This window comes from Gordonia desulfuricans NBRC 100010 (genome assembly GCF_001485495.1).
In the GTDB taxonomy this organism is placed as follows: Bacteria; Actinomycetota; Actinomycetes; order Mycobacteriales; family Mycobacteriaceae; genus Gordonia; species Gordonia desulfuricans.
Map to the genome: position 1 here is coordinate 18,835 of NZ_BCNF01000048.1, position 26,394 is coordinate 45,228.

The 26,394-nt window shown below is 66.0% G+C and carries 24 protein-coding genes and 1 tRNA gene; 21 read left to right on the forward strand and 4 right to left on the reverse strand.

Annotation, left to right across the window (positions count from 1 at the left end; all coding sequences use genetic code 11):
* Window positions 1-36 precede the first annotated feature (36 nt).
* Window positions 37-240 carry a hypothetical protein gene (locus GD1_RS25420; protein ID WP_238403935.1) on the forward strand — a complete coding sequence of 68 codons (204 nt, stop codon included), beginning with the start codon at window positions 37-39 and terminating at the stop codon, window positions 238-240.
* 12 nt (window positions 241-252) lie between these two features.
* Here the strand turns inward: GD1_RS25420 and GD1_RS08655 are convergent, their stop codons facing one another.
* Both GD1_RS08655 and GD1_RS08660 read right to left on the reverse strand, forming a co-directional pair.
* On the reverse strand, window positions 253-1,641 hold the full coding sequence (locus GD1_RS08655; protein ID WP_157079421.1) for a hypothetical protein: 1,389 nt from the start codon (window positions 1,639-1,641) through the stop codon (window positions 253-255).
* Window positions 1,642-1,832: 191 nt separating this feature from the next.
* Window positions 1,833-1,909 (reverse strand) — tRNA-Leu (locus GD1_RS08660).
* Between the two features lie 147 nt (window positions 1,910-2,056).
* Here GD1_RS08660 and GD1_RS08665 point away from each other — a divergent pair.
* The 14 genes from GD1_RS08665 to GD1_RS08730 all read left to right on the forward strand — a co-directional run bounded on the left by GD1_RS08665 (window position 2,057) and on the right by GD1_RS08730 (window position 17,045).
* Window positions 2,057-2,683 carry an ANTAR domain-containing response regulator gene (locus GD1_RS08665; RefSeq protein WP_053777836.1) on the forward strand — a complete coding sequence of 209 codons (627 nt, stop codon included), beginning with the start codon at window positions 2,057-2,059 and terminating at the stop codon, window positions 2,681-2,683.
* Window positions 2,684-2,850: 167 nt separating this feature from the next.
* Complete coding sequence (locus GD1_RS08670) at window positions 2,851-4,047, forward strand: branched-chain amino acid ABC transporter substrate-binding protein (protein ID WP_059036731.1); 1,197 nt, start codon at window positions 2,851-2,853, stop codon at window positions 4,045-4,047.
* 83 nt (window positions 4,048-4,130) lie between these two features.
* Complete coding sequence (locus GD1_RS08675; RefSeq protein ID WP_020790877.1) at window positions 4,131-5,162, forward strand: branched-chain amino acid ABC transporter permease; 1,032 nt, start codon at window positions 4,131-4,133, stop codon at window positions 5,160-5,162.
* Complete coding sequence (locus GD1_RS08680; RefSeq protein WP_059036732.1) at window positions 5,159-6,364, forward strand: branched-chain amino acid ABC transporter permease; 1,206 nt, start codon at window positions 5,159-5,161, stop codon at window positions 6,362-6,364. Before GD1_RS08675 ends, GD1_RS08680 begins: the two co-directional genes overlap by 4 nt.
* Window positions 6,361-7,401: an ABC transporter ATP-binding protein gene (locus tag GD1_RS08685; RefSeq protein WP_059036733.1), complete on the forward strand. Its 1,041-nt coding sequence runs from the start codon at window positions 6,361-6,363 to the stop codon at window positions 7,399-7,401. Before GD1_RS08680 ends, GD1_RS08685 begins: the two co-directional genes overlap by 4 nt.
* The gene (locus GD1_RS08690) at window positions 7,376-8,149 is read left to right on the forward strand and encodes an ABC transporter ATP-binding protein (RefSeq protein ID WP_020790883.1); all 774 of its coding nucleotides are present in this window, start codon (window positions 7,376-7,378) and stop codon (window positions 8,147-8,149) included. Before GD1_RS08685 ends, GD1_RS08690 begins: the two co-directional genes overlap by 26 nt.
* A 26-nt stretch (window positions 8,150-8,175) precedes the next feature.
* Window positions 8,176-8,823 (forward strand): GNAT family N-acetyltransferase, encoded by a 648-nt coding sequence (locus tag GD1_RS08695; protein WP_082365969.1) that lies wholly within the window; start codon window positions 8,176-8,178, stop codon window positions 8,821-8,823.
* A 115-nt stretch (window positions 8,824-8,938) separates the two neighbouring features.
* Window positions 8,939-11,611, forward strand: coding sequence for a DNA polymerase I (polA, locus tag GD1_RS08700; RefSeq protein WP_083533988.1), 2,673 nt, complete (start codon window positions 8,939-8,941; stop codon window positions 11,609-11,611).
* A 73-nt stretch (window positions 11,612-11,684) separates the two neighbouring features.
* The gene (locus GD1_RS08705) at window positions 11,685-12,212 is read left to right on the forward strand and encodes a hypothetical protein (RefSeq protein ID WP_059036735.1); all 528 of its coding nucleotides are present in this window, start codon (window positions 11,685-11,687) and stop codon (window positions 12,210-12,212) included.
* Entirely contained in the window at window positions 12,206-13,291 is a 1,086-nt protein-coding gene (locus GD1_RS08710) for an isocitrate/isopropylmalate dehydrogenase family protein (RefSeq protein WP_083533986.1), read from the forward strand. Before GD1_RS08705 ends, GD1_RS08710 begins: the two co-directional genes overlap by 7 nt.
* Before the next feature lie 128 nt (window positions 13,292-13,419).
* A complete protein-coding gene (locus tag GD1_RS08715) occupies window positions 13,420-14,352 on the forward strand; it encodes an ABC transporter substrate-binding protein (protein ID WP_020791588.1) in 933 nt (310 codons plus the stop codon).
* Window position 14,353: 1 nt separating this feature from the next.
* Entirely contained in the window at window positions 14,354-15,325 is a 972-nt protein-coding gene (locus tag GD1_RS08720; protein WP_059036737.1) for an amino acid ABC transporter permease, read from the forward strand.
* 19 nt (window positions 15,326-15,344) lie between these two features.
* Window positions 15,345-16,097, forward strand: a complete 753-nt coding sequence (locus GD1_RS08725) for an amino acid ABC transporter ATP-binding protein (RefSeq protein WP_059036747.1) — start codon at window positions 15,345-15,347, stop codon at window positions 16,095-16,097.
* Between the two features lie 18 nt (window positions 16,098-16,115).
* The gene (locus tag GD1_RS08730) at window positions 16,116-17,045 is read left to right on the forward strand and encodes a transporter substrate-binding domain-containing protein (protein WP_059036738.1); all 930 of its coding nucleotides are present in this window, start codon (window positions 16,116-16,118) and stop codon (window positions 17,043-17,045) included.
* 7 nt (window positions 17,046-17,052) lie between these two features.
* Here the strand turns inward: GD1_RS08730 and GD1_RS08735 are convergent, their stop codons facing one another.
* Both GD1_RS08735 and GD1_RS08740 read right to left on the reverse strand, forming a co-directional pair.
* Complete coding sequence (locus GD1_RS08735) at window positions 17,053-17,886, reverse strand: class I SAM-dependent methyltransferase (protein ID WP_059036739.1); 834 nt, start codon at window positions 17,884-17,886, stop codon at window positions 17,053-17,055.
* Between the two features lie 58 nt (window positions 17,887-17,944).
* Window positions 17,945-18,487, reverse strand: a complete 543-nt coding sequence (locus tag GD1_RS08740; RefSeq protein ID WP_059036740.1) for a 2'-5' RNA ligase family protein — start codon at window positions 18,485-18,487, stop codon at window positions 17,945-17,947.
* 278 nt (window positions 18,488-18,765) lie between these two features.
* On the opposite strand from GD1_RS08740, the gene rpsA reads away from it, so the two are divergent.
* From rpsA to GD1_RS08770, 6 genes are all read left to right on the forward strand, one after another.
* The gene (gene rpsA, locus GD1_RS08745; RefSeq protein ID WP_053777842.1) at window positions 18,766-20,220 is read left to right on the forward strand and encodes a 30S ribosomal protein S1; all 1,455 of its coding nucleotides are present in this window, start codon (window positions 18,766-18,768) and stop codon (window positions 20,218-20,220) included.
* Window positions 20,221-20,357: 137 nt separating this feature from the next.
* Window positions 20,358-21,596: a zinc metallochaperone AztD gene (gene aztD, locus GD1_RS08750; RefSeq protein WP_059036741.1), complete on the forward strand. Its 1,239-nt coding sequence runs from the start codon at window positions 20,358-20,360 to the stop codon at window positions 21,594-21,596.
* Between the two features lie 81 nt (window positions 21,597-21,677).
* Window positions 21,678-22,874 carry a dephospho-CoA kinase gene (gene coaE, locus GD1_RS08755; protein ID WP_059036748.1) on the forward strand — a complete coding sequence of 399 codons (1,197 nt, stop codon included), beginning with the start codon at window positions 21,678-21,680 and terminating at the stop codon, window positions 22,872-22,874.
* A gap of 9 nt (window positions 22,875-22,883) precedes the next feature.
* A complete protein-coding gene (locus GD1_RS08760; RefSeq protein ID WP_053777844.1) occupies window positions 22,884-23,429 on the forward strand; it encodes a ribonuclease FAU-1 family protein in 546 nt (181 codons plus the stop codon).
* 78 nt (window positions 23,430-23,507) lie between these two features.
* Entirely contained in the window at window positions 23,508-25,667 is a 2,160-nt protein-coding gene (gene uvrB / locus GD1_RS08765; RefSeq protein WP_053777845.1) for an excinuclease ABC subunit UvrB, read from the forward strand.
* A gap of 158 nt (window positions 25,668-25,825) precedes the next feature.
* On the forward strand, window positions 25,826-26,269 hold the full coding sequence (locus GD1_RS08770; protein WP_059036742.1) for a universal stress protein: 444 nt from the start codon (window positions 25,826-25,828) through the stop codon (window positions 26,267-26,269).
* The last annotated feature ends 125 nt before the right edge of the window (window positions 26,270-26,394 follow it).

Consider the following 26,394-nt stretch of genomic DNA (forward strand, 5'->3'; position numbering starts at 1 on the left):
AGGCTGCACGACTACAGCCGCCACACGTTCGCCACCATGCAGCTCTCGGCCGGGGTCCACTTCATGCAGGTGTCGCAATGGCTCGGTCACGCGCACTACAGCCTGACGCTGGACACCTACGGCGACTGGATACCGAGCGAGGATGGAGGCGCGCTCAACAACCTGCCCGAGCCGACCGCGCCGGAAAGCGTCGCAGCCGAATCAGAGCCGTCGAACGTGATCCAGCTATTCGGACGGTAACCCCGCGCGGAGTTAAGATTCATGCCCAGATCCGTCTGTGTAGGTGTCGGCGAACGCCAGAACCCGAGGTGCCAAGAAAGAGTACGGGGGAACGCGCAGGCGCCTTGTGAAGCCCGGCCCCGACTGTAATGCGTAGAGGCCCCGTCGCCCTTTGAAATGTTGAATCAGCTCTCTGACAGTTGCTGTGTCCTCGGCGACATTTGGGTATAGAATCGCATCCAGCTTGTCCTGTAATTCGCAAATTGGATCCTGAACCGCCTTAATCATATCGAGCACACTTGGGTCAGAAGTCTTCGCTTCCAGTTCATCGCGTTTCAACCACTTCTCGCGGGCTTCCCTCGTGAACTGCAACATGTAATTTCGGTCCATCAACACGTTTGCCTCACTATCTCCCTCCAGTCGAGCATTCAGGTTAATCTTGAAGGCATTGATGTCGCCGTGAAGAAGCGCGTCGCGCATCTTCACTAACCATCGGTAATCAAACGATGAATCAAGCAAGCTGTTGAACAGGCTGAGGACCTGCTGCTCTTCTGGGGTCTTCCGTCCAAACTGCTCTCGGACAGCGCGTATCGATTGATCTTTGTGGCTATGTACGGCGCTGGTGAAGGCGATCAAGGCGGAGCGCACCCTTCGGCGGCGTTCGTCAAAAGCATCTTGATCGCTTAGTGAAACCCGCCTTTCAGTGATATCGGTAAGTGTCTCAATAAGCACGTCGCAGAATCTGTCGCGCTCGTCTGACATATGCTGTAGCAGCTCGCTGTCGATCATCCTGCGGAGTCGCTCGTGTGCGTGCCTGTACCGCGAGTCTTCGTCTTTAGTGAACGAGCAGACCTTCGTGAAAATTATGGCGGCGTCAACGTTCGGGTCGACGTATCCCAAGACTGCCCCGTATGGATCGGCCGCTGCTGCGGCATCGTCGGCTGCATCCTTGTCGAGCTGTTCTTTGCCATCGTCCTGTATGCGCTCGACGTTATGTTTCGCCGATTCGATCCGGGCACTTATTTCCTCAGCCGTTGGCGCTCCCTCCGTCATCCAAGCTCGGCTTTCCTCGAGGATCTGTGAAAGCTCGGCTCGGAGTTCTTGCTGTACAGCATCGTGTGTAAGTCTGTCGCGCTCATCAGGCGTATTAACGTAGTCGAACCCGACGTTGGCAGCTGCCTGCACAAGAGCCTGCATTGCTTCGACAACGATCAAAGCGCCCGGGCCTCCGGGTAGTGGCTTGTTCTCAGACGATAGGTCGGTCTGCCACGATTCCATCGCGTTTTCGCACAGTTGCATTGCGCTGTCGCTTTTATCCTGGTTCACGCTGGTTGTCAGTCTTTCGAGCCACTCAACCCACTTGCGGGTTTCCGGACTTTCGTCTTCGGTCACGCCGTTATTCATCTTGTCGACCTTGCTCATCGTTCGGCATCACACTTTTGGTGGCTGCCATATGTGGCGGGCAGCCCTACAGAATCTCATGAGTTCGGCGACATTCGGCAGATTTGGCGTTCGTGCGTGTCGAACTACCGGCGCTGGCCGGGCTAAAGCCGGGTTGACGCCGTTTGGGCGACGCCCAGACAGTAGAAAACCCCTGCTGAACAGGGGTTTTATGGTGCCCTCGGTGAGACTCGAACTCACACTGGACGGGTTTTGAATCCGTTGCCTCTGCCAATTGGGCTACGAGGGCACGCGGCCCTGCGGAGGGCTGCAGCTAGCCAGTCTAGATGATCGGCCAATCGGTGATCCACCCGGTACCCTTCCCACAGCACCCGTTGGTGGCATCGGGTGCGGCTCTGCGCGTCCGTGCAGGTCAACACTCGATGTGGAGGAGGGGATGGTGACGGTGGTGGACGGTGCTGCGGCTTCGCCGAACGTTCAGGAGACAACTCACAAGGTCCTGGTCGCCGAGGACGACTCACTGATCCGGCTGGACCTCATCGAGATGCTCCGGGAGGAGGGTTACGACGTCGTCGGTGAGGCCCCCAACGGACAGATCGCCGTGGAGCTCACCGAGAAGCTCGGCCCGGACCTGGTGATCATGGACGTGAAGATGCCCGTCCGTGACGGTATCGATGCGGCGAGTGAGATCGCACGCAAGCGGCTCGCCCCGGTGGTCATGCTGACCGCGTTCAGTCAGCGGGAGTTCATCGAGAAGGCCCGCGAGGCGGGTGCGATGGCCTACCTGGTCAAACCGTTCACGAAGGCCGACCTGGTGCCGGCCATCGAGGTGGCGGTCAGTCGCTATCAGGAACTGCGGACCCTCGAGAACGAGGTCGTCTCCATGCAGGATCGCCTGGAGACCCGCAAGCTCGTCGAGCGGGCGAAGGGCCTGCTGATGGAGAAGCAGCAGCTGTCGGAACCCGAGGCGTTCAAGTGGATTCAGCGCGCCGCGATGGATCGCCGTACCACGATGAAGGCCGTTGCGCAGGTCGTCGTGGAAACTCTCGGCCCGAACGAGTGAGGTTGTACCGGTCGCGTTAAATCTCTGAAAAGGCTCCCACGCGAACTCGGTTGTTTGCTTCGGATCCCGCGCGCGGCAGCGTCGTTCGGTCTATGTTTCCACCCAAGGTCTACCGGGTAGACCTCCCGGCCAGGTGCGGTCGGGTAGCCGGACGGAAGGCAGACACTATGCGACGTCGCATGACGACGGCCGCGATTGCGGTGACTCTGACGGGCGCCTTGGCGCTGTCGGCGTGTAGTTCCAAAACGACGGAGTCCGAATCCACACTGTCCATCACTCCGCTCTCGCAGATCGACGTGCAGGGCAACGAGGTTGCCGCCCAGAATCAGCAGGCCCCGCTCGATCCGGGTGCCGCGCTGAACGCGACCTGCCCCGAGTCGACCATCGCCTTTGCCGGCGCCGAGACCGGCGCCGATTCCAACCTCGGTCTCAACATCCTTCGTGGTGCCAAGCTCGCAGTCGACAAGTTCAACAAGGCCAATCCGAACTGCAAGATCGTTCTCAAGGACTTCGACACCGAGGGTGATCCGCAGAAGGCCACCGGTGTGGCCACCCAGATCGTCAACGACTCGAGCATCATCGGTCTGCTGGGTCCCGCGTTCTCCGGCGAGACCAAGGCCACCGGCGGAACCTTCAACCAGGCGGGTCTGGTGTCGGTCACCGCATCGGCCACCAATCCCACTCTGACCGAACAAGGTTGGAAGACCTTCTTCCGCGGCCTCGCCAACGACGCCGTCCAGGGCCCGGCCATCGCCAAGTACCTCACCGGCAAGATGGGCAAGAAGAAGGTGTGCGTGGTCAAGGACGACACCGACTACGGCATCGGACTGGCCAAGACCGTCACCGAAGGACTCGGCACCGCAGCCGATTCCGCCTGTGCCGGCGACGTCAAGAAGGGGCAGACCGACTTCTCGGCGGTGGTCAGTTCGGTGACCAACGCCAACCCCGACGCCGTGTTCTACTCCGGCTACTACGCCGAGGCCGCGGCATTCGCCAAGCAGCTCAACGAGAAGAACTCCGACATCCTGTTCGTCTCGGGTGACGGCGCCAACGACCAGAAGCTCATCGACCTGGCCGGCTCGTCGGTCAAGGGTGCGGTCCTCTCGTGCCCGTGTGGTCCGGCCCAGGGCGAATTCGCCTCCGAATTCCAGAGTTTCAACAACGCCGCACCCGGCGTGTACTCGGTGGAGGCCTACGACCTGACGACGATCCTGATGAAGGGTATCGCCGAGGGCAACACCACCCGACCCAAGCTGCTCGACTTCGTTCGCAACTACAACGGGACCGGCCTGGCCCGTAACTACCAGTGGACCCCGACCGGCGAACTGACGTCGTCGCTGATCTGGGCGTACGAGGTCAAGTAATTCGACAGATGCGGCCACCGGATGCGTCCCACCCGACGGGGCGCATCCGGTGAGTCGTCTGGGGAATCTGCTGAAAGGCATCAATGGTCGAGCTCGCAGTGACGTACTCCGCCGCTGACATCCACTTCAACGTCCAGGCGCTGATCGACGGGTTCTGGGGACTGACGATCGAGGGTCTCGCCTACGGATCGATCTATGCCCTCGTCGCAGTCGGCTACACCCTGGTCTACGGCGTCCTGCGCCTGATCAACTTCGCGCATTCCGAGGTCTTCATGCTCGGCATGTTCGGGCAGTACATCGGCCTGCTCGTGCTGGGCTTCACCCCCGCCGGCGACGCCTACAGCGAGGGCATGGTGATGACCGTGCTCTACCTCCTGGTGGCCGGATTGTTCGGTATGGCCGTATCTGGTTCCGCAGCAGTCGGATTGGAGTTCGTCGCCTACCGGCCACTACGTCGTCGCAATGCCAAACCGCTGGCCTTCCTGATCAGTGCGATCGGCATGTCGTTCATCCTGCAGGAGGTCGTGCACTACCTGCTCCCGCGCGTGCCGGTCGACCCCCAACTCGGCGGGGCGAGCGCCCAACCGGCGATCACCCTGGTCAACCCCGTCGAACAGTTCTCCATCTTCGGCAGTCCGGTCACCAACGTCACCCTGGTGGTGATCATCGCGGCCCTCGTACTCGGTATCGGTACCGACACCTTCGTCAACAACACCCGACTCGGTCGCGGCATCCGTTCGGTCGCACAGGATTCCGACGCCGCTCTGCTCATGGGTGTGTCGCGTGACCGGGTCATCATGGTCACCTTTCTGATCGGTGGTCTGCTCGCCGGTGCGGCCGCCCTGCTCTACACCCTGCGATTCCCGACGGCGATCATCTACTCCGGTGGATTCCTGTTGGGAATCAAGGCCTTCAGCGCCGCCGTGCTCGGCGGTATCGGCAACGTCCGAGGCGCCCTGCTCGGTGGACTCATCCTGGGCGTGGTCGAGAACTACGGTGCGGCACTCCTCGGAAACCAATGGAAGGACGTGGTGTCGTTCGTGCTCCTGATCCTGGTCCTGATGTTCCGTCCGACCGGTATCCTCGGTGAGAAGTTGGGGAAGGCGCGAGTATGACCGCAACAACCTCGGACAACACACAACCGCGGCGGCGGGGCGTCGGCGACGCCATCCGCACCTGGTGGGACGGCCTGCCCCGCGCCACCCAGTGGCTGGTCGGTATCCCGGTCTTCCTGCTGATCGCCGCACTGCCGGTGATCGACCCGCCGTTCATCACCACCCCGGCAACCAATTTCGGCATCGTCATGGCGACCTTCGCCATGGTCGCGCTGATCGCGATCGGCCTCAACGTCGTCGTCGGCCAGACCGGACTCCTCGACCTGGGCTACGTCGGTTTCTATGCGGTCGGCGCCTATGTCGTCGCCCTGCTGACCAGCCCCGCCAGCCCCATCTGGGACAGCGCCGACCACGGCTTCTTCTCCAGCGGCTGGGCCTGGCTGGCCTGCGTCCCCATCGCGATCGTCATCACCGGCATCACCGGCGTCATCCTGGGCACCCCGACCCTGCGTGTTCGCGGCGACTACCTGGCCATCGTGACGCTGGGTTTCGGTGAGATCGTGCGACTGTTCGCCGACAACCTCACCGAGGTCACCAACGGCCCGGCCGGACTGCAGGGTGTGCTGTTCCCGGAGATCTTCCGCAGCGACGAGAACCCGCAAGGCGTGTTCTCGAAATCCAACATCGGCACCAACACCAGTTACGGCGTGTGGTGGTTCTGGCTGGCGCTGATCCTGGTGGTCATCGTGCTGCTGGTGATCGGCAACCTCGAACGCAGCCGCGTCGGTCGGTCCTGGGTGGCCATCCGCGAGGACGAGGACGCCGCCGAGATCATGGGTGTGCCCACCTTCAAGTACAAGTTGTGGGCCTTCGTGATCGGCGCCGGCATCGGCGGTCTGTCCGGGGCGGTGTACGCCGGCCAGGTGCAGTACGTCGATCCCAAGGCGTTCACCGTCATCAACTCGATGCTGTTCCTGTGTGCAGTGGTCCTCGGTGGCCAGGGCAACAAACTCGGCGTCGTCGTGGGGGCGTTCATCATCGTCTACCTACCCGCCCGCGTACAGGGCGTGTACGTCGGCGATGTCTCGCTCGGCGAGTTCAAGTATCTGTTCTTCGGCATCGCCCTGGTCGTGATGATGATCTTCCGCCCGCAGGGACTGTTCCCGGCCCGCGCCCGATTGGTCACCTTCGGTCGACAGATCTACGCCTCGGTGCAGCGGAACCCGAAACCGGCCGCATCCACGGAGGAGGCGAGCGCATGACCCACCGACAACCCGACGCCCCCGGGCCCGACGAACCCCTGTCCGACGAACCCCTGCCCGACGAAGCCCTGTCCGACAAAGCCCGCTCCGACAACCCCCTACCGGTGGATCCCGACGCCCAACTCGAACGTGCCGAGGCCGACCCGGCGGCCACCGCCATCGTCGACCCGGCGGCGATCGACCCCGACCTCGCCGACCCCGAAGCGGTCGCCGAAGCCGTTGCGCCCGACCGCGAGATCGCCGTCGCCGAGGGGGAGACGCTGCTGGCGGTGGACGACCTCACCGTCGAGTTCGGTGGTCTGGCCGCCCTCGACTCGGTGGGCTTCGAGATCCGACGCGGCGAGATCCTCGGCCTGATCGGCCCCAACGGCGCAGGTAAGACCACCTGTTTCAACGCGATCACCGGCGTCTACAAACCGAGCCGTGGTGTCGTCACCTTCGACGGGACGGTGCTGCGCAAGACCAAACGCCACGAGATCACCCGCCTCGGTATCGCCCGCACCTTCCAGAACGTGCGGTTGTGGGGAGAGATGACGGCGCTGGAGAACGTGTGCGTGGGCACCGACGCCCGGCACAAGACGTCGGTGTTCGGCGGCATCTTCCGCACCCCGCGGCATTACCGTGAGGAACGTGACGCCGTCGACCGTGGAATGGCTCTGCTGGAGTTCGTCGGTATCGGCCCCCGCGCCGCCGAGAAGGCCTCCAATCTGCCCTACGGCGACCAGCGGCGCCTGGAGATCGCCCGAGCTCTGGCCACCGAACCCAAACTGCTGTGCCTCGACGAGCCCGCGGCCGGTTTCAACCCGCGCGAGAAGGACGCGCTGATGGAACTGATCCGCAAGATCCGCGACGACGGCTACACGGTGCTGCTGATCGAACACGACATGCGGCTGGTCATGGGGGTGACGGATCGGATCGTCGTGCTCGAGTTCGGCCGCAAGATCGCCGAGGGCACGCCGAAGGAAGTCCGTGACAATCCGGCCGTTATCGCCGCCTACCTGGGAGTGCCCGATGACCAAATCGGCGACATCGCCTGAACCGCAACCCGGGTCACCGCCGCCCACGGGCCCGGTCCTCGAACTCGAGGACGTGGTGATCCACTACGGCAGAATCCAGGCACTGCACGGCATCTCGCTGCAGGTACAGACCGGGGAACTGGTCACCCTGCTCGGCGCCAACGGTGCCGGCAAGTCCACCACCATGCGCGGGATCTCCGGGCTGGCCAAGACCACCACCGGCGACATCCGGTTCAAGGGGGAGTCGATCACCCGGCTCGCCCCGCACGAACGGGTCAAACGCGGGATCATCCAGGTCCCCGAGGGGCGGCGGATCTTTCCCGGCATGACCGTCCTGGAGAACCTCGACATGGGTTGCTACGGACGCAGATTCGGGACCAAGGCGGAGTACCAGGAGGCCGTCGACCAGGTCTTCGAACTGTTCCCGCGGCTGGCGGAACGGCGAAAGCAGTTCGGCGGCACCATGTCCGGCGGTGAGCAGCAGATGCTGGCGATCGGCCGGGCCCTGATGGCGCGCCCGGAACTGCTGTTGCTCGACGAGCCCTCGATGGGTCTGGCCCCCATGGTGATCCAGCAGATCTTCTCGATCATCGCGCGGATCAACGCCGAGGGCACCACCATCCTGATGGTGGAACAGAACGCCCAGCAGGCATTGAGCCGCTCCGATCGCGGCTACATCCTGGAGACCGGGTCCATCACCCGCGAAGGACCCGGCAAGGATCTGCTCGGCGACGACGCGGTCCGCGAGGCCTATCTGGGGGTGGCCTGAAACGCTCACGGCGTAGCCTGAACCCCATGGCCGAGAGCCCAGAGCGCCCCCAGTCAGAGAAACCCGGACCGGCGAGATCAGAGCCGGCGAAGTCCCGGCCGCGGACCGTCGTGACCGCGGCCACCGACCGTGATGTCGTGGCATCGTTGCTGGCCACGGCCTTCGCCGACGACCCGGTGATGACCTGGACACAGCCGGACAAGCGCAAGCACCACAGCATCTTCGCGACCCTGCTGTCGACGTCATACGCCGACGCCCGACTCGACGTCGCCGGGTGCGACGGGGAGCCGATGGGGGCGGCGATCTGGATGCCGCCGGGTCGGCGCTCCTCCCGGACGGACGACCTGCGCGCCCTGATCGCGTTCATCCGGATACTCGGGCCGCGGGTGGTACAGGGAACGATCGTCGACGCGATGTGTGAGGGGCGTCGACCCGACGAGCCGCACTGGTATCTGGCCGACCTCGGCGCCGCCGTGCAGGGACGGGGAGTCGGTACGGCGCTGCTGCGCGCCGGCATCGATCGCGCCGGCGACGCCCCGGCCTATCTGGAGAGCTCCAACGAGGTCAACGTGCCGCTCTACGAACGGTTCGGCTTCGAGGTGACCGGCGAGATCCATCTGCCGTTCGGAGGTCCGACGCTGTGGACGATGCTGCGGCGCGGACAGGGGCACTGATCGCGGCCCGGGCGACGGCACGGACAAGGCTGCCGGGCTGTCGGAGGCGGTCACTAGACTCGTCCGCGTGAGTCCTGCGAAGAGTGTGGCCCCGTCCACCGACCAACCGGTTCTGATGCTGCTCGATGGCCATTCCCTGGCCTACCGAGCGTTCTTCGCGCTGCCTGCCGACAACTTCAAGACGAACACCGGCCAGGCGACCAATGCGGTGTACGGCTTCACGTCGATGCTGATCAACCTGCTGCGTGACGAGTCGCCCACGCACATCGCCGCGGCCTTCGACGTGTCCCGTCAGACCTTCCGGTCGGAGATGTTCCCCGACTACAAGGCGCAGCGGTCGGCGTCACCCGACGAGTTCCGCGGCCAGGTCGACCTCACCAAGGAGGTGCTCGACGCGCTCGGGATCAACGTGATGGCGGTCGAGGGATTCGAGGCCGACGACATCATCGCCACGCTCGCCACCCAGGCCGACGCCCAGGGATACAAGGTGCTCGTCGTCACCGGCGACCGCGACTCCCTGCAGCTGGTGAACGATTCGATCACCGTGCTCTACCCGAAGAAGGGCGTGTCCGAACTGACCCGGTTCACCCCGGACGAGGTGGAGAAGAAGTACGGCCTCACCCCGACCCAGTACCCCGACTACGCAGCCCTGCGCGGCGATCCCAGCGACAACCTGCCCGGCATCCCGGGGGTGGGCGAGAAGACCGCGTCCAAGTGGATTCGCCAGTACGGATCGCTGGCCTCCCTGGTCGACCACGTCGACGAGGTGAAGGGCAAGGTCGGTGACTCGCTGCGGGCCAATCTCGCGTCCGTGCAGACCAATCGTCAACTCACCGAACTGATCCGGGACATGCAGCTACCGGCCGGCCCGGACGATCTGGCGCTGATCGGCTGGGACCGCGACCGTATCCACCAGCTCTTCGACGACCTCGAGTTCAAGGTGCTGCGCGAGCGACTGTTCACCACACTGAGCTCGGTGGAACCGGAGGCGGAGGCCGGATTCGACCTCGACGGTTCGGTTCTCGCCGCCGGTGAGGTGGCCGGCTGGCTCGCCGAGCACGCCCGCACCGGCCGCGCCGGACTCACCGTGACCGCGCCGCACACGGTGATGGGCGCCGATGTCACCGGTATCGCGATCGCCGCCGCCGATGGCGTCTCCGCCTACGTCGACGTCACCACCCTCGACCCGGCCGACGAGCAGGCACTCGGGCAGTGGCTCGCCGACGCCGATGCGCCCAAGGCGCTCCACGAGAGCAAGTGGGCGTTCCATGCCCTGCGGTCACGCGGATGGCGCCTGACCGGGGTGACCAGTGACACCGCACTCGCGGCCTATCTGGTGCGCCCGGGGCAGCGCACCTTCAACCTCGACGATCTCGCGTTGCGGTACCTGCGCCGGGAACTCGTCGCCGACGGCGGTGCCGGCGACGGTCAGCTCTCGTTGCTCGACGACGACGGGGGACTGGCGCAGCAGGCCGAGCAGCACATGCTCGAGGCCCGTGCGGTCCAGGAACTCGCCGACACACTCGACACCGAACTCGAACGCATCGACTCGCGGTCTCTGCTGACCGATCTCGAGCTGCCCCTGCTGTTCGTCCTGGCCGAGCTCGAGGCGGCCGGGATCGCCGTGGACGTCGATCATTTCGACGAGCTGGAGAAGGAGTTCGCCGAGCGCATCCGCAATGCCGCCGACGCCGCCTACGAGGTGATCGGTGAGCAGATCAACCTCGGTTCGCCCAAGCAGCTGCAGACGGTGCTCTTCGACAAGCTCGAGATGCCGAAGACCAAGAAGACCAAGACCGGCTACACCACCGACGCCGACGCCCTGCAGACCCTGTACGAGAAGACCGAGCATCCCTTCCTGGCCCATCTGCTCGAACATCGCGACGCCACCCGGCTCAAGGTCACCGTCGACGGTCTGCTCAAGTCGGTCGCCGACGACGGCCGTATCCACACCACCTTCAACCAGACGGTGGCCGCCACCGGACGGCTCTCGTCGACCGAACCGAACCTGCAGAACATCCCGGTGCGGACCGACGCGGGCCGTCAGATCCGCCGCGGCTTCGTGGTCGGCAGCGCCAACGGCACCGACTTCGACTGCCTGATGACCGCCGACTACAGCCAGATCGAGATGCGGATCATGGCGCATCTGTCGGAGGACGAGGGCCTGATCGAGGCGTTCAACACCGGTGAGGACCTCCACAACTTCGTCGGGTCCCGCGCCTTCGGGGTGCCGATCGACGAGGTGACCACCGAGATGCGGCACCGGGTCAAGGCGATGTCGTACGGACTGGCCTACGGCCTCAGTGCTTTCGGGCTCGCCGCGCAGCTGCGGATCAGTCGTGACGAGGCCAAGGAGCAGATGGAGGCCTACTTCGCCCGCTTCGGTGGTGTGCGCGACTACCTGCACAACGTCGTCGCCGAGGCTCGCCGCAACGAGTACACCGCCACCCTCTACGGTCGTCGCCGGTATCTGCCCGACCTCAACAGCGACAACTGGCAGCGGCGGCAGGCCGCGGAGCGGATGGCACTCAACGCACCCATCCAGGGCACGGCCGCCGACATCATCAAGGTCGCGATGATCAACGTGTACAAGCGGTTGGCCGCCGAGCAGCTCGCCTCCCGCATGCTGCTTCAGGTGCACGACGAACTCGTCGTCGAGGTGGCCGCCGGTGAGCGCGAGCAGGTCGAGAAGCTGGTGCGTGAGGAGATGGGCTCGGCGATCGAACTGTCGGTGCCGCTGGAGGTCTCGGTGGGATTCGGCCGGTCGTGGGACGACGCGGCGCACTGAGTACCCCGAGCCCGCCGGCCCCCGACCCGGCCGGTCCCGACACCGCTGTCCGCCCGACCCCGAGGAGTAGCACGTGACGCCGCGCTCGCAATGGGTGCTGCCGGTCGTCATCGGCAGTGTGATCGGTGTGATCGTGATCGTCGCGGTGATCTTCGGGGTGCGCTGGTCGCGCAGTACGTGGGGCGATTCGGTGGCCACCGGTACCACCTCGCCCACCACGGTCACCTCGGTGGTGACCCAGACGACGACGGTGGCGCGGTCGACCACCCGTACCCCTGGGTCCCGGACCACCGAGCCGCGAACCACCGAGTCCCGGACCACCCCCGAACGGGAGACCACCGGTGCCGAGCGCACCACGCGGCCCGCACCGGTCCCGCCGGTGGCGTCGGCGCACTGGTACGCCCAGTTCGGGGCCTTCGACGACTACGACAACGCCGTCGCCGTACGCGACGAGCACTACGGGTCGCTGATCCTGCCGGGGGAGATGCTCGGCTCGCCGGCCCGCTACGTGGTGGCGCGACCTGCCACGTCGCAGGCGGTGGCACAGCAGGTGTGCGACCACTTCTCGACCGGACACTGCCTGGTGAAGGAGCGATGGTGACGATGACCCGGCGGATCGGAGTACTCGACGGAGACGGGATCGGGCCCGAGATCGTGCCCTGTGCGACGGCGGTGGCCACCGCCGCAGCCGAGGCCGAGGGAATCGAGTTCGATTGGGTTCCTTTGCCTTTGGGTCGATCCGCGATCGACGAGTTCGGGACGCCGGTGCCAGAACACACCCTCACCGCACTCGACGATCTCGACTGCTGGATCCTCGGACCGCACGATTCCGCCGGATATCCTGCACGTTTCGCCGAACAGCTCACCCCGGGTGCGGTGATCCGCAAGCGCTACGGTCTCTACGCCAACATCCGGCCGTGCCGGGCGTGGCCGGGAGTTCCGGCGACCGCACCGGACATCGATGTCGTTGTGGCACGCGAGAATTCCGAGGGGCTCTATGCCGACCGCAACATGGCGGTCGGCTCCGGCGAGTTCATGCCGACCCCCGACATCGCCCTGGCGGTGGGGGTCATCACCCGGGCCGCCAGCGAACGTATCGCGCATCAGGCGTGCCGGCTGGCCGCGACCCGGTCGGGCCGGATCACCATCGTGCACAAGGCGAACGTCCTGCGTCTGACGACCGGCCTGTTCCGCGACGCCTGCCGAGACGTGGCCGCACAGTATCCCGGCCTCACCGTCGACGATCAGCATGTCGATGCGATGGCCGCGCTGCTGGTGCGCCGTCCGGGAGACTTCGACGTGCTCGTGACGGAGAATCTTTTCGGCGACATCCTGTCCGACCTCGCGGGCGAGCTGGCCGGCTCCATCGGGCTGGCGGGATCGATCAACTCCTCGGACACCAAGGTGATGGCGCAGGCCACCCACGGCGCCGCCCCCGACATCGCGGGCACCCGACGGGCCAATCCGGTCGCGATCATCGCATCCACGGCAATGGCGCTGCGCTGGTGGGGAACCCGTGTGACCGACGCCGCACTCGTCGGGTGCGCCGACCGTATCGAGCGCGCCCTGGGGGCCGCACTGGCCGACGGTATCACCACACCTGACCTGGGTGGTTCAGCCACCACCACAGAGGTCGGAGACGCGGTGACACAACGTGTGGCAGGACACGGTGGGGGGTAAAACTCTCGTAACCGGCCGGTGTAGTCGCGCCAAAGGAAGTAGGTTCACTACTCGTGGCGGCAATACTGCCGTCACCGGATTTGGTAGACCTGCCTCGGATGCACTGGGGCGCGAAGGGAAATTCTGAGATGCGTGATCATCGATCGGTACGACCTCGAGGGTGGCGACTGCCCGGGGTCCTGACACTGCTGTTGGCAGTGATCGCACTGGTGGTGGCCGGTTGCTCGAACGACGAGAACGACTCCGCCGCCCTGGGTGCCGATATCAGCCCCACCACCGTCGACGTCGCCAAGGTCGAGGCGATCGCGAGTCTGCTGCCCGCCGACATCAAGCAGTCCGGCAAGCTGATCGTCGGGGTCAACGTCCCCTATTCGCCGAACGAGTTCAAGAACGCCGACGGCCAGATCGTCGGGTTCGACGTCGACCTCATGAACGCCATCGGCAAGGTCCTCGGTATCACCCCCGACTTCCGCGAAGCCCAGTTCGACAAGATCATCCCCTCGGTGGTCGCGGGCACGTACAACGTCGGGATGTCGTCGTTCACCGACACCAAGGAACGTGAACAGCAGGTCGACTTCGTCACCTACTTCAACGCGGGCGTGCAGTGGGCGCAGCGGACCGGCGAGAGCATCGATCCGAACAACGCGTGCGGCAAGAAGGTTGCCGTCCAGTCGCACACCGTGGAGGCCGACGAGGAGGTGCCGGCCAAGTCGAAGGCGTGCACCGACGCCGGCAAGGCCGCGATCGACATCCAGAAGTTCGACAGCCAGGACGCCGCCACCAACGCGCTGATCCTCGGCAAGGTCGACGCCATGTCGGCCGACTCCCCGGTCACCGCCTACGCGATCGGTCGCTCCGGCGGCAAGATCGAGGCCGCCGGTCAGGTCTTCGACTCCGCACCCTACGGATACGCCGTGCAGAAGGGTTCCTCGCTTGCTCAGGCGTTGCAGCAGGCCGTTCAGTACCTGATCGACAACGGTCAGTACGAGGCGATCGCCAAGCACTGGAATGTCCAGGAGGGCACGATCCAGAAGTCCGTGATCAACGGCGCCACCAGCTGACGTGAGCACTTCCGATACCGGCCGGGTGGCCGTGGACGCCGACGATGAGTCGGCACCCGCGGCCATCAGGGCCGTTCCGCTCCGTCATCCCGGTCAGTGGATCGCGGCTGCGATCGTCCTGGTCCTGGTGGCGCTGTTCGTCTACGGTGCAGCCACCAACTCTGCGTACGGGTGGAGTACGTACGGCAAGTACCTGTTCGACTCGCGGATCCTCAAGGGTGTCGGCAACACCCTCGCCCTGACCGTGTTGTCGATGCTCATCGCAGCGGCCCTGGGTATCCTGTTGGCGATCATGCGGTTGTCGCCGAACGTGGTGCTGCGGTCGGTGTCGTGGATGTACCTGTGGATTTTCCGCGGCACCCCCGTGTACGTGCAGCTGGTTTTCTGGGGTCTCTTCCCGTCGATCTACAAGTCGATCGATCTGGGCATTCCGTTCGTCCACCAGTTCGCGCACTTCAACATGCAAGACCTGTACTCGGCGTTCATCTTCGCGATGGTGGGCCTCGCCCTCAACGAGGCGGCCTACATGGCCGAGATCGTGCGTGCCGGCGTGAGCTCGGTGGGCGAGGGCCAGACCGAGGCGTCGGTGGCGCTCGGTATGTCGTGGTCGCAGACCATGCGACGCACCGTGCTCCCGCAGGCGATGCGGGTGATCATCCCGCCCACGGGCAACGAGGTGATCAGCATGCTCAAGACCACCAGCCTCGTGGTGGCCGTCCCGTTCACCGGCGAGGTCTTCGGCGTGCAGGCCGACATCTCCGGTGTGATCTTCCAGCCGATCCCACTGCTGTTGGTGGCATCCACCTGGTATCTGGTGGTCACCAGCATCCTGATGGTCGGGCAGTTCTATCTGGAGCGGTACTACGCCCGTGGGGCATCACGCCAGCTGACCGGGCGTCAGCTCAAGGCGATGGCCGCAGCGCAGGCCGCCCAGAACAAGGTCGTCGACGAGGAGAGCGATGAGCGTCGCTGAACAGTCCGCCGACCAGCCGATGGTGCTGGCCGATCGGGTCTGCAAGAACTTCGGCACCCTGCAGGTGCTCAAGGGGATCTCACTGGAGGTGCGCCGGGGCGAGGTGCTGTGCCTGATCGGTCCATCCGGGTCCGGCAAGTCGACCTTCCTGCGATGTGTGAACCACCTCGAGATCGTCAACGCCGGCCGGCTCTACGTCGACGGTGATCTCATCGGCTACCGGGAGCGTGGAGGCAAGCTGCACGAGATGAGTCCTCGGGAGGCCGCACTGCAGCGCCGCGACATCGGGATGGTGTTCCAGCACTTCAACCTGTTCCCGCACCGCACCGCGCTGGAGAACGTGATCGAGGCGCCGACCCAGGTCAAGAAACAGTCGAAGGACAAGGCCGTCGCCCGGGCGAAGGACCTGCTCGACCGTGTCGGGCTGGCCGACAAGGCCGACACCTACCCCGCGCAACTGTCCGGCGGTCAGCAACAACGCGTCGCCATCGCCCGGGCGCTGGCGATGGACCCCAAGCTGATGTTGTTCGACGAGCCGACCTCGGCGCTGGACCCGGAGCTGGTGGGCGAGGTGCTCGGGGTGATGCGTGAACTCGCCGCCTCGGGAATGACCATGCTCGTGGTGACCCACGAGATGGGCTTCGCCCGCGAGGTCGCCGACCAGCTGGTCTTCATGGACGGTGGCGTGGTGATGGAGAAGGGCGACCCCCGCGAGATGCTGGCCGATCCGCAACACGAGCGGACCAAGAGCTTCCTGTCCAAGCTGCTGTAGGGAATCGACCGAGAACCGATGAAGACGAGTCGACGGGCACTGCCCCGTCTGGGTGTGGGCCGACTGCTGGCCACCGTGGGTGCCCTGATCATGCTGGCCGGATGCTCGGATTCCCCGGCGCCGACCACCGCGGCCGACGGGTCGTCCGGAGCGTCGTCGACGACGCCGAGTGCGGTGGCGGAGGTGGCCTCGATCGCGGCGAACGTACCCGCCGGGATCGCCGAGCGGGGCACGCTGATCGTCGGGGCCGACGTCGGATACGAGCCGTACGCCTTTGTCGCCGACGGTGAGATCACCGGCTTCGACGTCGACCTGATCACCGACGTCGCACGCGTTCTCGGAGTGACCGCCGAGATCCGCGAGGCGCCGTTCGCGGGGCTGTTCACCGCGGTCGCCGACGGCCGCTACGACACCGCGATCCCGGCGCTCACCGACACCGTCGCACGCGAGAAGATCGTCGACTTCGTGACCTACTACTCGGCGGGCAACCAGTGGGCGCGGGTGCCCGGTACCGACATCGAACCCGGTGATGCCTGCGGTCGCACGGTGGCCGTCAAGAAGGACACCTACCAGGACACCGTGGAGGTGGCCGCCCGCAGCAAGGTCTGCGTCGCCGCCGGGAAGAAGCCGATCATCAAGGCGCGCTTCGATACCCAGGACCAGGTGGTGGACGCCGTACTCACCGGGAGGGCCGCCGCCTTGTCGGCCGATGCCCCGGTCACCACGGCGTCGGTCGCCGCCTCCGGCGGACGGCTGCAGACCATCGCGGGGGTGTTCGCCTCGGCGCCATACGGATTCCCGGTGGCCAAGGGGTCGACGCTGGTCGTCGCGATCCAGCAGGCCGTGCAGCACCTGATCGACACCGGCCGCTACGCCGAGATCGCCCAGAAGTGGGATCTCGGCGCCGGCATGGTGCCCGGCGCGATCATCAACGGCGCCGTCAACTGATCGCGGCTTACGGTTTACGGCTGCAGAAGATCGCCGTCCCGGGGAAGTAGTAGCCGCGCAACGGACTCCACTGGCCCCACTCGCGATCGAGATCGTCAGGCCACTCGGGTTCGACGATGTCGTCGAGGACCAGCCCGGCCGCACGGATCTCGCGGACGCGGTCACCGATCGTCCGGTGGTGCTCGACGTAGGTGATCACCCCGTCGGCGTCGGCCTCGGAGTACGGCGTGCGGTTGAAGTAGGGGATGGCGACGGTGAGTCCGGCCGGCCCCGGGTCGTCGGGGAACATCCAGCGCATCGGGTGGTTGATCGAGAACACCCACCGGCCACCGGACTTCAGGACGCGGGCGGCCTCGGCCATCACCCGTGCGGAGTCGGCGACGAAGGGCACCGCACCGAACGACGAGAACACCAGGTCGAACGACCCGTCGGCGAACGGCAGGTCCTCGGCGGACGCCTGGATCAGCGGGATCCGGCGGTGATCGAGCCGGTCCATCGCCTCGAGGCCGTGCTCGAGCATCCCGTGGGAGAGGTCGAGGGCCGCGACATGTGCTCCCTGGCCGGCCAGCCACCGCGAACACGGCGCCGAGCCGCAGCCGATCTCGAGGACGGTCTTGCCTGCCACATCACCGAGCAGCCGGGCATCCTCCTCGCGCAGACGCTCCGGGCACCACACGAAATCGCCGCCGGCGGCGTCGGAACCGAGGAAGTCGCCGTGTTCGCGGTGGTATTCCTGCGATTCGCCGTCCCACCAGGACCGGTTGGCCCGGACGCTGGTGGTCGAGTCGACGGCGTCGAGGACGCGGGGCGGCCGCGGGGCGGGGGTCTCGTCGGAGGGCACGCGACGAGTCTAGGCGTGGCCGCGTGACCGTCGGGACGCCGAGCGGAGGGGCGGCCGTTCAGATGCCGCCGATGACGTGTTCGGTGTGCGCGTCACCGTCCCAGCGGCGCAGGGCCTGCACCGATCCCTCGATCGGGTCGGTGCCGAGGACCTCGAGCGCCGCGGGGATCTGATCGATCCGCACCCGGCGGGCCAGGGTGACATGAGGTGTCCACGCCCCGGGCCGGGAGTGGGCGAACAGGGCGGGTACGCCGGTGTCGTCGATGGCGTGCTCGGCGCCCATCCGCACGATGGTCGCGTGCACCGACAGCAACTCCGACGACGGCACGACCAGGCGTGCGAGCACGCGATGGGAGCCGTGGCCGAAGACGACGACGGCACCGAGGGTGACCGGGAACGGCAGGTGCATCGCGACCACCGCCAGCTCGCCGTCGACCTCCGGGGAGATGCCGGTGGCGGCCATCGCGGTGATGTGCGGTCGGTTGGTGGCCGAGCGGATGCGGTCCCCGCTGGGGAGCCCGGCGGCGGTCAAGGCCGCCCACTGTGAACGAATCTGCTGGTCAGAGGAATCGTCGAGGAGGAACTCCACCGAATGCGTCAACGTTGCAGCTCCTGTCGCGGTGACCGCGCCGGGTGGCACCGACGGCGGACGAAAGTGGTATTTGCCCAGCACAATGCCACTGGAGTAGGCTGATCGTCGCGCGTATGCACTGTTCGCGCGCGGTTCGCCATTGCCTCACCCGGGCGTCATCGAGAGATCGACGACGCGTGGCACGCTGGTCGAACGCCCACGTCAGTGGGCGATCCTCAGCAGTTCGAGGGGCCGTGCCGACACCACGAACTGTACCTACTACACACCTGTCCGGAGCAACTCACCACATGCCGTCCTCCACCATCACCTCGCCGCAAGTAGCCGTCAACGACATCGGCTCGGCTGAGGACTTTCTCGCCGCCATCGACTCCACGATCAAGTACTTCAACGACGGCGACATCGTCGAGGGAACCATCGTCAAGGTCGATCGTGACGAGGTTCTGCTCGACATCGGTTACAAGACCGAAGGCGTGATCCCTTCGCGCGAACTCTCGATCAAGCACGACGTCGACCCGAACGAGGTCGTCAACGTCGGCGACGAGGTCGAGGCCCTGGTCCTCACCAAGGAGGACAAGGAAGGCCGGCTGATCCTGTCCAAGAAGCGTGCTCAGTACGAGCGCGCCTGGGGCACGATCGAGGAGCTCAAGGAGAAGGACGAGGCCGTCAAGGGCACCGTCATCGAGGTCGTCAAGGGCGGCCTGATCCTCGACATCGGTCTGCGCGGCTTCCTCCCCGCTTCGCTGGTGGAGATGCGCCGTGTCCGCGATCTGCAGCCGTACATCGGCAAGGAGATCGAGGCCAAGATCATCGAGCTCGACAAGAACCGCAACAACGTCGTGCTCTCGCGTCGCGCCTGGCTGGAGCAGACCCAGTCCGAGGTCCGCAGCGAGTTCCTGCACCAGCTGCAGAAGGGCCAGGTCCGCAAGGGCGTCGTGTCCTCGATCGTCAACTTCGGTGCGTTCGTCGATCTCGGCGGCGTCGACGGTCTGGTCCACGTCTCCGAGCTGTCCTGGAAGCACATCGATCACCCGTCCGAGGTCGTCACCGTGGGTGACGAGGTCACCGTCGAGGTCCTCGACGTCGATCTGGACCGCGAGCGCGTGTCGCTGTCGCTGAAGGCCACCCAGGAAGACCCGTGGCGTCAGTTCGCCCGCACACACGCGATCGGTCAGATCGTGCCGGGCAAGGTCACCAAGCTGGTGCCGTTCGGTGCATTCGTCCGCGTCGACGAGGGCATCGAGGGTCTGGTCCACATCTCCGAGCTGGCCGAGCGCCACGTCGAGGTCCCGGACCAGGTCGTCTCCGTCGGCGACGACGCGATGGTCAAGGTCATCGACATCGACCTGGAGCGTCGCCGGATCTCGCTGAGCCTCAAGCAGGCCAACGAGGACTACACCGAGGAGTTCGACCCGTCGAAGTACGGCATGGCCGACAGCTACGACGAGCAGGGCAACTACATCTTCCCCGAGGGCTTCGATCCCGAGACCAACGAATGGCTCGAGGGCTTCGAGAAGCAGCAGAAGGAGTGGGAGGCCCGCTACGCCGAGGCGGAGCGTCGTCACAAGATGCACACCGCTCAGATCGAGAAGTTCGCCGCTGCCGCGGCCGAGGCCGAGAAGGCCCCGACGGACTACTCGTCTGCATCGTCGGAGACCCGCAGCTCCTCGTCGACCGGTGGCGGCTCGCTCGCCAGCGACGAGCAGCTCGCCGCCCTGCGCGAGAAGCTGTCGGGCAACGCCTGATCCGAGGCTGATCGCCTGAGCTGAGTTCTCACCTGTGGCCCCTTCCCGGTTTTCCGGGGAGGGGCCACAATGGTCTCCGGATGTATGCACAGATAGCTCTTTGACAATAATTTTCAACAAGGGCTTGACTGTCTGGCGTGCTGAAACACCGGACAAAACTGACACATTCACTCGCACTGGCCGTGGTGGGTGCCTTCGCCCTCGCCGCGTGCGGGTCCGACGGCTCGGACCCGGCCGCGTCGAGCTCCTCGGCCGCCAGCGGCCACGAGGCCGAACAGCAGAGCGCCACACCGCGTCTGGCGCTGAGCTACGACGGCGGCGTGCTGGTCTACGACGCCGACACCCTCGAGCAGGTCGCCGACATCCCCGTCGAGGGCTTCCTGCGCCTCAACTCCGCCGACAACGGCCGTGACGTCTTCGTCAGCGAGCCGGACGGATTCCACGTCCTCGACATGGGCACCTGGACCCGTCGGCATGGCGACCACGGTCACCACTACACCACCCGGCCACAGATGACCGAGATGCGTTTCGGCGGAACCAAACCCGGCCATGTCGTGTCCTTCGACGACCGGCTGACCCTGTTCAGCGACGGCACCGGAGAGGTCACCGTCGTCGAACCCGTCGAACTGGCCCAGGGGAACGCCAAGTCCACTTCGTACACCGTTCCCGAGGCGCACCACGGCGTGGCGGTGGCCCGCGGTGACGGCTCGCTGGTCGTCACGATCGGCAACGAGGAGAGTCGCTCGGGGATCGCCATCCTGGACAAGGAACGCCACGAGATCACCCGCTTCGACCAGTGTCCCGGGATCCACGGTGAGGCCGCGGCCGCCGACGGTGTGCTGACCTTCGGCTGCCAGGACGGCATCCTGATCGTGCGCGGCAACGAGATCCGCAAGGTCGACTCCCCGGATCCGTACGGCCGCATCGGCAACCAGGCCGGCAGTGCGGATTCGCCGATCGTGTTGGGCGACTACAAGACCGACGCCGACGCTGAGACCGAACACCCGAATCGCTTCACCCTCACCGACACTCGCACCGCTCAGCTGAAGATCGTGCCCTTCGACGCCAGCTACAGCTTCCGCGGTATCGAGCGCGGCCCCGGCGGTCAGGCGCTGATCCTCGGCACCGACGGGGCCCTGCACGTCTTCGATCCCGAGACCGGGACGCAGACCCGCACCATCCCGGTGATCGGTGCCTGGACCGAGCCCGCCGAATGGCAGGAGGCGATGCCGAACCTGTTCGTGCTCGACGACGAGGCGTACGTGACCGATCCGGCCACCCGCAGCCTGGTCCGGGTGGACCTCGACAGCGGCGAGGTGTCGCAGAAGGCGACGCTGCCCAAGGAGACCATCGAACTGACCGGCGTCACCGGCTGATCGGGATCGGCCGACGCTGATCGACAGTGTGGCAGACGGGTGGTGTCGCGACCGTCACACCCGTTTGCCACACTGGGAGCCGTGATCAGAGTGGGCCTGACCGGCGGCATCGGTGCCGGGAAATCGACCGTCGCCAAGACTTTCATCGATCGCGGCGGCTACCACGTCGACGCCGACAAGATCGCCCGCGAGGTGGTCGAACCGGGGACACCGGGACTGGCCGCCCTCACCGAGGCCTTCGGTGACGAGATCCTCGCCGACGACGGCACACTCGACCGTCCCGCACTGGCGGCCAAGGCCTTCGTCGACGACGAGAGCAGGCAGAAACTCAACGCCATCACCCACCCGCTGATCGGGGCGCGCACCCAGGAACTCCTCGACGCCGCGCCCGAGGACGCGATCATCATCCAGGACATCCCGCTGCTGGTGGAGAACCACACCGCGCCGTTCTTCCACCTCGTCGTGATCGTGCACGTCGATGCCGAGGAACGGGTCCGCCGGCTCACCGAGTTCCGCGGGATGCCCGAGGCCGACGCCCGCGCGCGGATCGCGGCCCAGGCCACCGATGAGCAGCGTCGCGCCGTCGCCGACGTCTGGCTGGACAACTCCGGCACCCCCGAGCAGCTCGCCGTCGCGGCCGCGGCCGTGTGGGCCGAACGACTGGTGCCGTTCGAGGCCAACATCCGGTCGCGTACCCCGGTCCGCGGGCCCCTGACCCTCGCCGACGCCGATCCGGAGTGGGCGGCGGCCGGTACCCGGCTGGTGAACCGGCTCTGGGCGGTGGTGGGGGACAAGGCATCGGCGATCGACCACATCGGATCCACCGCGGTCCCCGGACTGATCGCCGAGCCGACCATCGACATCCAGGTGAGCGTCGCCGACCTGTCGGTGGCCGATGCGCTCACCGACACCCTTGCCGACGGCGGGTTCCCTCGGGTTCCCGGGGTCGAGGGCGACAATCCCAAACCCGATCCCGCGACCGGTTCGGTCGACGTCGGACTGTGGGGCAAACGCCTGCATGCCTCCGCCGACCCGGGCCGCGCGGTCAACGTCCACCTGCGGGCCGCCGGATCGCCGGGCGGCCGGTTCGCCGTCGACTTCCGCGACTGGTTGCGCGACGACGCCGCCGCCCGCGACGAGTACGCCGCGCTCAAACGGCAGGCCCTCGACACCGCCGACGGCGACGCCGACCGCTATGTCGCGGGCAAGGAACCGTGGTTCGACCAGGCCTACCGTCGGATCGCGGCATGGAAGGCCGGCCGCGGCGACAACCGATAGGGTCGAACGATGTCCGAGCACAACCACATCCATCCACCCAAGCGCGAGGTGTTCGATGTGCCGGCGATGACCAACACCGACAACAAGGGATTCGTGCGGCCGGTGGAGCGGTACGAGGTCACCGACTTCGGCCTGTACATGTCCCGGACCGCCGACCACCCGCGGTTCCATCACCTCGAGACATGGTTGCTGCCGGCACTGGGTCTGCGTGCCAACATCTTCCACTTCGTCGATGGGCACCGTTCCGGTCAGCGGCTCTACCTCGATGTCGGGCGATTCGGCGGACCCGACGCCGACGGACGATGGCATGCCGAGGACTGGTACCTCGACCTCGTCGACGTACCGGGGACCCCGCTGGAGCTGGTCGACGTCGACGAGCTGTTCGAGGCCCATACCGCCGGTCTGCTCGACACCGCCGAGTGCACCGAGGCCGTCGCGATCGCGACCCGCACGCTGGTCGGTGCCGCCGAGCACGGCCACGACGTGCAGGCCTGGCTGGAGGCCGCAGCCGGTGGGTCGGTGTCGTGGCGCGACCCCGCACCCGTGCAGGGCTGACGCCCGGCGCGGTACCGGTGTCGGTGCGGTCACCTGCACGGGAACACTCGTGTCGGTCCCCGCGTTTACCCTCGAATCATGGCCTTTGCAGCAGAGCGACCGGTGATCGCGCATTCCGAGTACCGCCCGATCGGCGAGATCGAGCGCGTCGAGGGCCACTTCGAGGTGGTCAGCGAGTACGAGCCGTCGGGTGACCAGCCCACGGCGATCGCCGACCTGGAACGGAGGATCGGCGCCGGGGAGAAGGACATCGTCCTGCTCGGTGCCACCGGTACCGGCAAGTCGGCCACGACGGCCTGGCTGATCGAGAAGGTGCAGCGGCCCACGCTGGTGATGGCCCCCAACAAGACCCTCGCCGCGCAGCTGGCCAACGAACTGCGCGAGATGCTGCCCAACAATGCCGTCGAGTACTTCGTCTCGTACTACGACTACTACCAACCCGAGGCATACATCGCCCAGACCGACACCTACATCGAGAAGGACTCGTCGATCAACGACGACGTCGAGCGGCTGCGGCACTCGGCCACGTCGAGTCTGTTGTCGCGGCGCGACGTCGTGGTGGTGGCCTCGGTCTCCTGCATCTACGGCCTGGGTACTCCGCAGTCCTACCTCGACCGGTCGGTGGAGGTGGCGGTGGGCGAGGAGATCGACCGCGACGCGCTGCTGCGCCTGCTCGTCGACGTCCAGTACGCCCGCAACGACACCGCCTTCACCCGCGGCACCTTCCGGGTGCGCGGGGACACCGTCGAGATCATCCCGTCCTATGAGGAACTCGCCGTACGGATCGAGTTCTTCGGCGACGAGGTCGAGGCGCTCTACTACCTGCATCCGCTCACCGGAGACGTGGTGCGGCAGGTCGATTCGCTCCGGATCTTCCCGGCCACCCACTACGTCGCCGGGCCGGACCGGATGGAGAAGGCGATGAAGTCCATCGAGGACGAACTCGAGGAGCGCCTCGCCGACCTCGAACGCAAGGGCAAACTGCTCGAGGCGCAGCGGTTGCGGATGCGCACCACCTACGACCTGGAGATGATGCGGCAGGTCGGGTTCTGCTCCGGCATCGAGAACTATTCACGCCACATCGACGGGCGTGCCGCCGGCACCGCCCCGGCCACCCTGATCGACTACTTCCCGGAAGACTTCCTGCTGGTCATCGACGAGTCGCATGTCACCGTGCCGCAGATCGGCGGTATGTACGAGGGCGACATGTCCCGCAAGCGCAACCTCGTCGAGTACGGCTTCCGGTTGCCGTCGGCGGTCGACAACCGTCCGCTCACCTGGGACGAGTTCGTCGACCGGATCGGGCAGACCGTGTATCTGTCGGCGACCCCGGGCTCCTACGAGCTCGGCCAGTCCAACGGCGAGTTCGTCGAACAGGTGATCCGGCCGACCGGACTGCTCGACCCCGAGATCGTCGTCAAACCCACCAAGGGACAGATCGACGACCTCGTACACGAGATCCGCGAGCGCACCGAACGCGACGAGCGTGTCCTGGTCACCACGCTGACCAAGAAGATGTCCGAGGATCTCACCGACTATCTCCTCGAGCTCGGCATCCGGGTCCGCTACCTGCACTCCGAGGTCGACACCCTGCGGCGCGTCGAACTGCTCCGACAGCTCCGATCCGGCGACTACGACGTCCTCGTCGGCATCAACCTGCTGCGTGAGGGCCTCGACCTGCCCGAGGTGTCGCTGGTCGCGATCCTCGACGCCGACAAGGAGGGGTTCCTCCGTTCCACCACCTCACTGATCCAGACCATCGGCCGTGCCGCGCGCAACGTGTCGGGGCAGGTGCACATGTACGCCGACACCGTCACCGACTCGATGCGCAATGCGATCGAGGAGACCGAACGGCGCCGCGAGAAGCAGATCGCCTACAACAAAGAGCACGGTATCGACCCCCAGCCGCTGCGCAAGAAGATCGCCGACATCCTCGACCAGGTGTATCGGGAGGCCGAGGACACGCCCGCCAATGTCGTCGGATCGGGTCGCAGCGCCAGCCGCGGCCGGCGAGCGCAGGGCGAGGTGCAGGGCAAGGCGGTCAGCGCCGGGGTGATCGAGAACCGTGACGTGTCGACCATGCCGCGCGCCGAACTGGCCGACCTGGTCGCCAAGCTCACCGACCAGATGATGTCGGCGGCCCGCGACCTCCAGTTCGAGCTCGCCGGCCGGCTCCGCGACGAGATCGCCGACCTGAAGAAGGAGCTCCGCGGTATGGACGCCGCCGGGATCAAGTGAAGTGAACTGGGACGATCGTCCAGCAGATCGCCGATCCCGGCGATCGGGGGACAAATCGCGCCTGGCACACTAACCTGCGGATTCACGGCACCCTGGAGTGTGGGGGATGGTTGTGTGCCCGTCGCCCGGCGGGCCCGGATCAACTATGGAGGTCAGGAATGAGCGCATACACCACGATCGTCGTCGGAACCGACGGCTCGGAGTCGTCGATGAAGGCGGTGGATCGTGCCGGCGCGTTGGCGGGGGAGTCGACCACACTCGTCATCGCATGCGCATACTTTCCCAACGACCGGGCCCCCGGTGAGGTCGCCGACGTCCTCAAGGACGAGGCCTACCAGGTGACCGGCTCGTCACCGACCGAAGAGATACTGCGCAGCGCCAAGGAGCGCGCACTGTCCGCGGGGGCCAAGCTCGTCGTCCAGCGGGCCATCAAGGGCGCACCCGTCGACGCCCTGCTGCAGCTGGTCACCGACACGCAGGCCGACCTCCTCGTCATCGGTAACCGGGGCCTCAACTCCATCGCCGGTCGTCTCCTCGGGTCCGTGCCCGCCGACGCCGCTCGTAAGTCCACTTCGGACGTGCTGATCGTCCACACGACATAGGTTCTCGACCACCTCGGAGGTGGGTCACCGACGCTCTCGTCGTACCGGATTTCGACACGGGTCCTGTTCAATCGGCAAGTGGGTAACGGTGGTTGAGCCGATGAGGAGCGGAGCGACGAGGCGTG

Bases quoted from the DNA above. Each gene is read 5' to 3' on its own strand.
- GD1_RS08725 (WP_059036747.1), top strand. From the start codon at position 15,345: ATGGTGCTGGCCGATCGGGTCTGCAAGAACTTCGGCACCCTGCAGGTG.
- polA (WP_083533988.1), top strand. From the start codon at position 8,939: ATGCTGCTCGATGGCCATTCCCTGGCCTACCGAGCGTTCTTCGCGCTG.
- GD1_RS08665 (WP_053777836.1), top strand. From the start codon at position 2,057: ATGGTGACGGTGGTGGACGGTGCTGCGGCTTCGCCGAACGTTCAGGAG.
- rpsA (WP_053777842.1), top strand. From the start codon at position 18,766: ATGCCGTCCTCCACCATCACCTCGCCGCAAGTAGCCGTCAACGACATC.
- GD1_RS08655 (WP_157079421.1), bottom strand. From the start codon at position 1,641: ATGAGCAAGGTCGACAAGATGAATAACGGCGTGACCGAAGACGAAAGT.
- GD1_RS08685 (WP_059036733.1), top strand. From the start codon at position 6,361: ATGACCCACCGACAACCCGACGCCCCCGGGCCCGACGAACCCCTGTCC.
- GD1_RS08675 (WP_020790877.1), top strand. From the start codon at position 4,131: ATGGTCGAGCTCGCAGTGACGTACTCCGCCGCTGACATCCACTTCAAC.
- GD1_RS08710 (WP_083533986.1), top strand. From the start codon at position 12,206: ATGGTGACGATGACCCGGCGGATCGGAGTACTCGACGGAGACGGGATC.
- GD1_RS08770 (WP_059036742.1), top strand. From the start codon at position 25,826: ATGAGCGCATACACCACGATCGTCGTCGGAACCGACGGCTCGGAGTCG.
- GD1_RS08760 (WP_053777844.1), top strand. From the start codon at position 22,884: ATGTCCGAGCACAACCACATCCATCCACCCAAGCGCGAGGTGTTCGAT.
- uvrB (WP_053777845.1), top strand. From the start codon at position 23,508: ATGGCCTTTGCAGCAGAGCGACCGGTGATCGCGCATTCCGAGTACCGC.
- GD1_RS08695 (WP_082365969.1), top strand. From the start codon at position 8,176: ATGGCCGAGAGCCCAGAGCGCCCCCAGTCAGAGAAACCCGGACCGGCG.
- GD1_RS25420 (WP_238403935.1), top strand. From the start codon at position 37: ATGCAGCTCTCGGCCGGGGTCCACTTCATGCAGGTGTCGCAATGGCTC.
- GD1_RS08690 (WP_020790883.1), top strand. From the start codon at position 7,376: ATGACCAAATCGGCGACATCGCCTGAACCGCAACCCGGGTCACCGCCG.
- GD1_RS08715 (WP_020791588.1), top strand. From the start codon at position 13,420: ATGCGTGATCATCGATCGGTACGACCTCGAGGGTGGCGACTGCCCGGG.
- GD1_RS08680 (WP_059036732.1), top strand. From the start codon at position 5,159: ATGACCGCAACAACCTCGGACAACACACAACCGCGGCGGCGGGGCGTC.
- GD1_RS08730 (WP_059036738.1), top strand. From the start codon at position 16,116: ATGAAGACGAGTCGACGGGCACTGCCCCGTCTGGGTGTGGGCCGACTG.
- GD1_RS08670 (WP_059036731.1), top strand. From the start codon at position 2,851: ATGCGACGTCGCATGACGACGGCCGCGATTGCGGTGACTCTGACGGGC.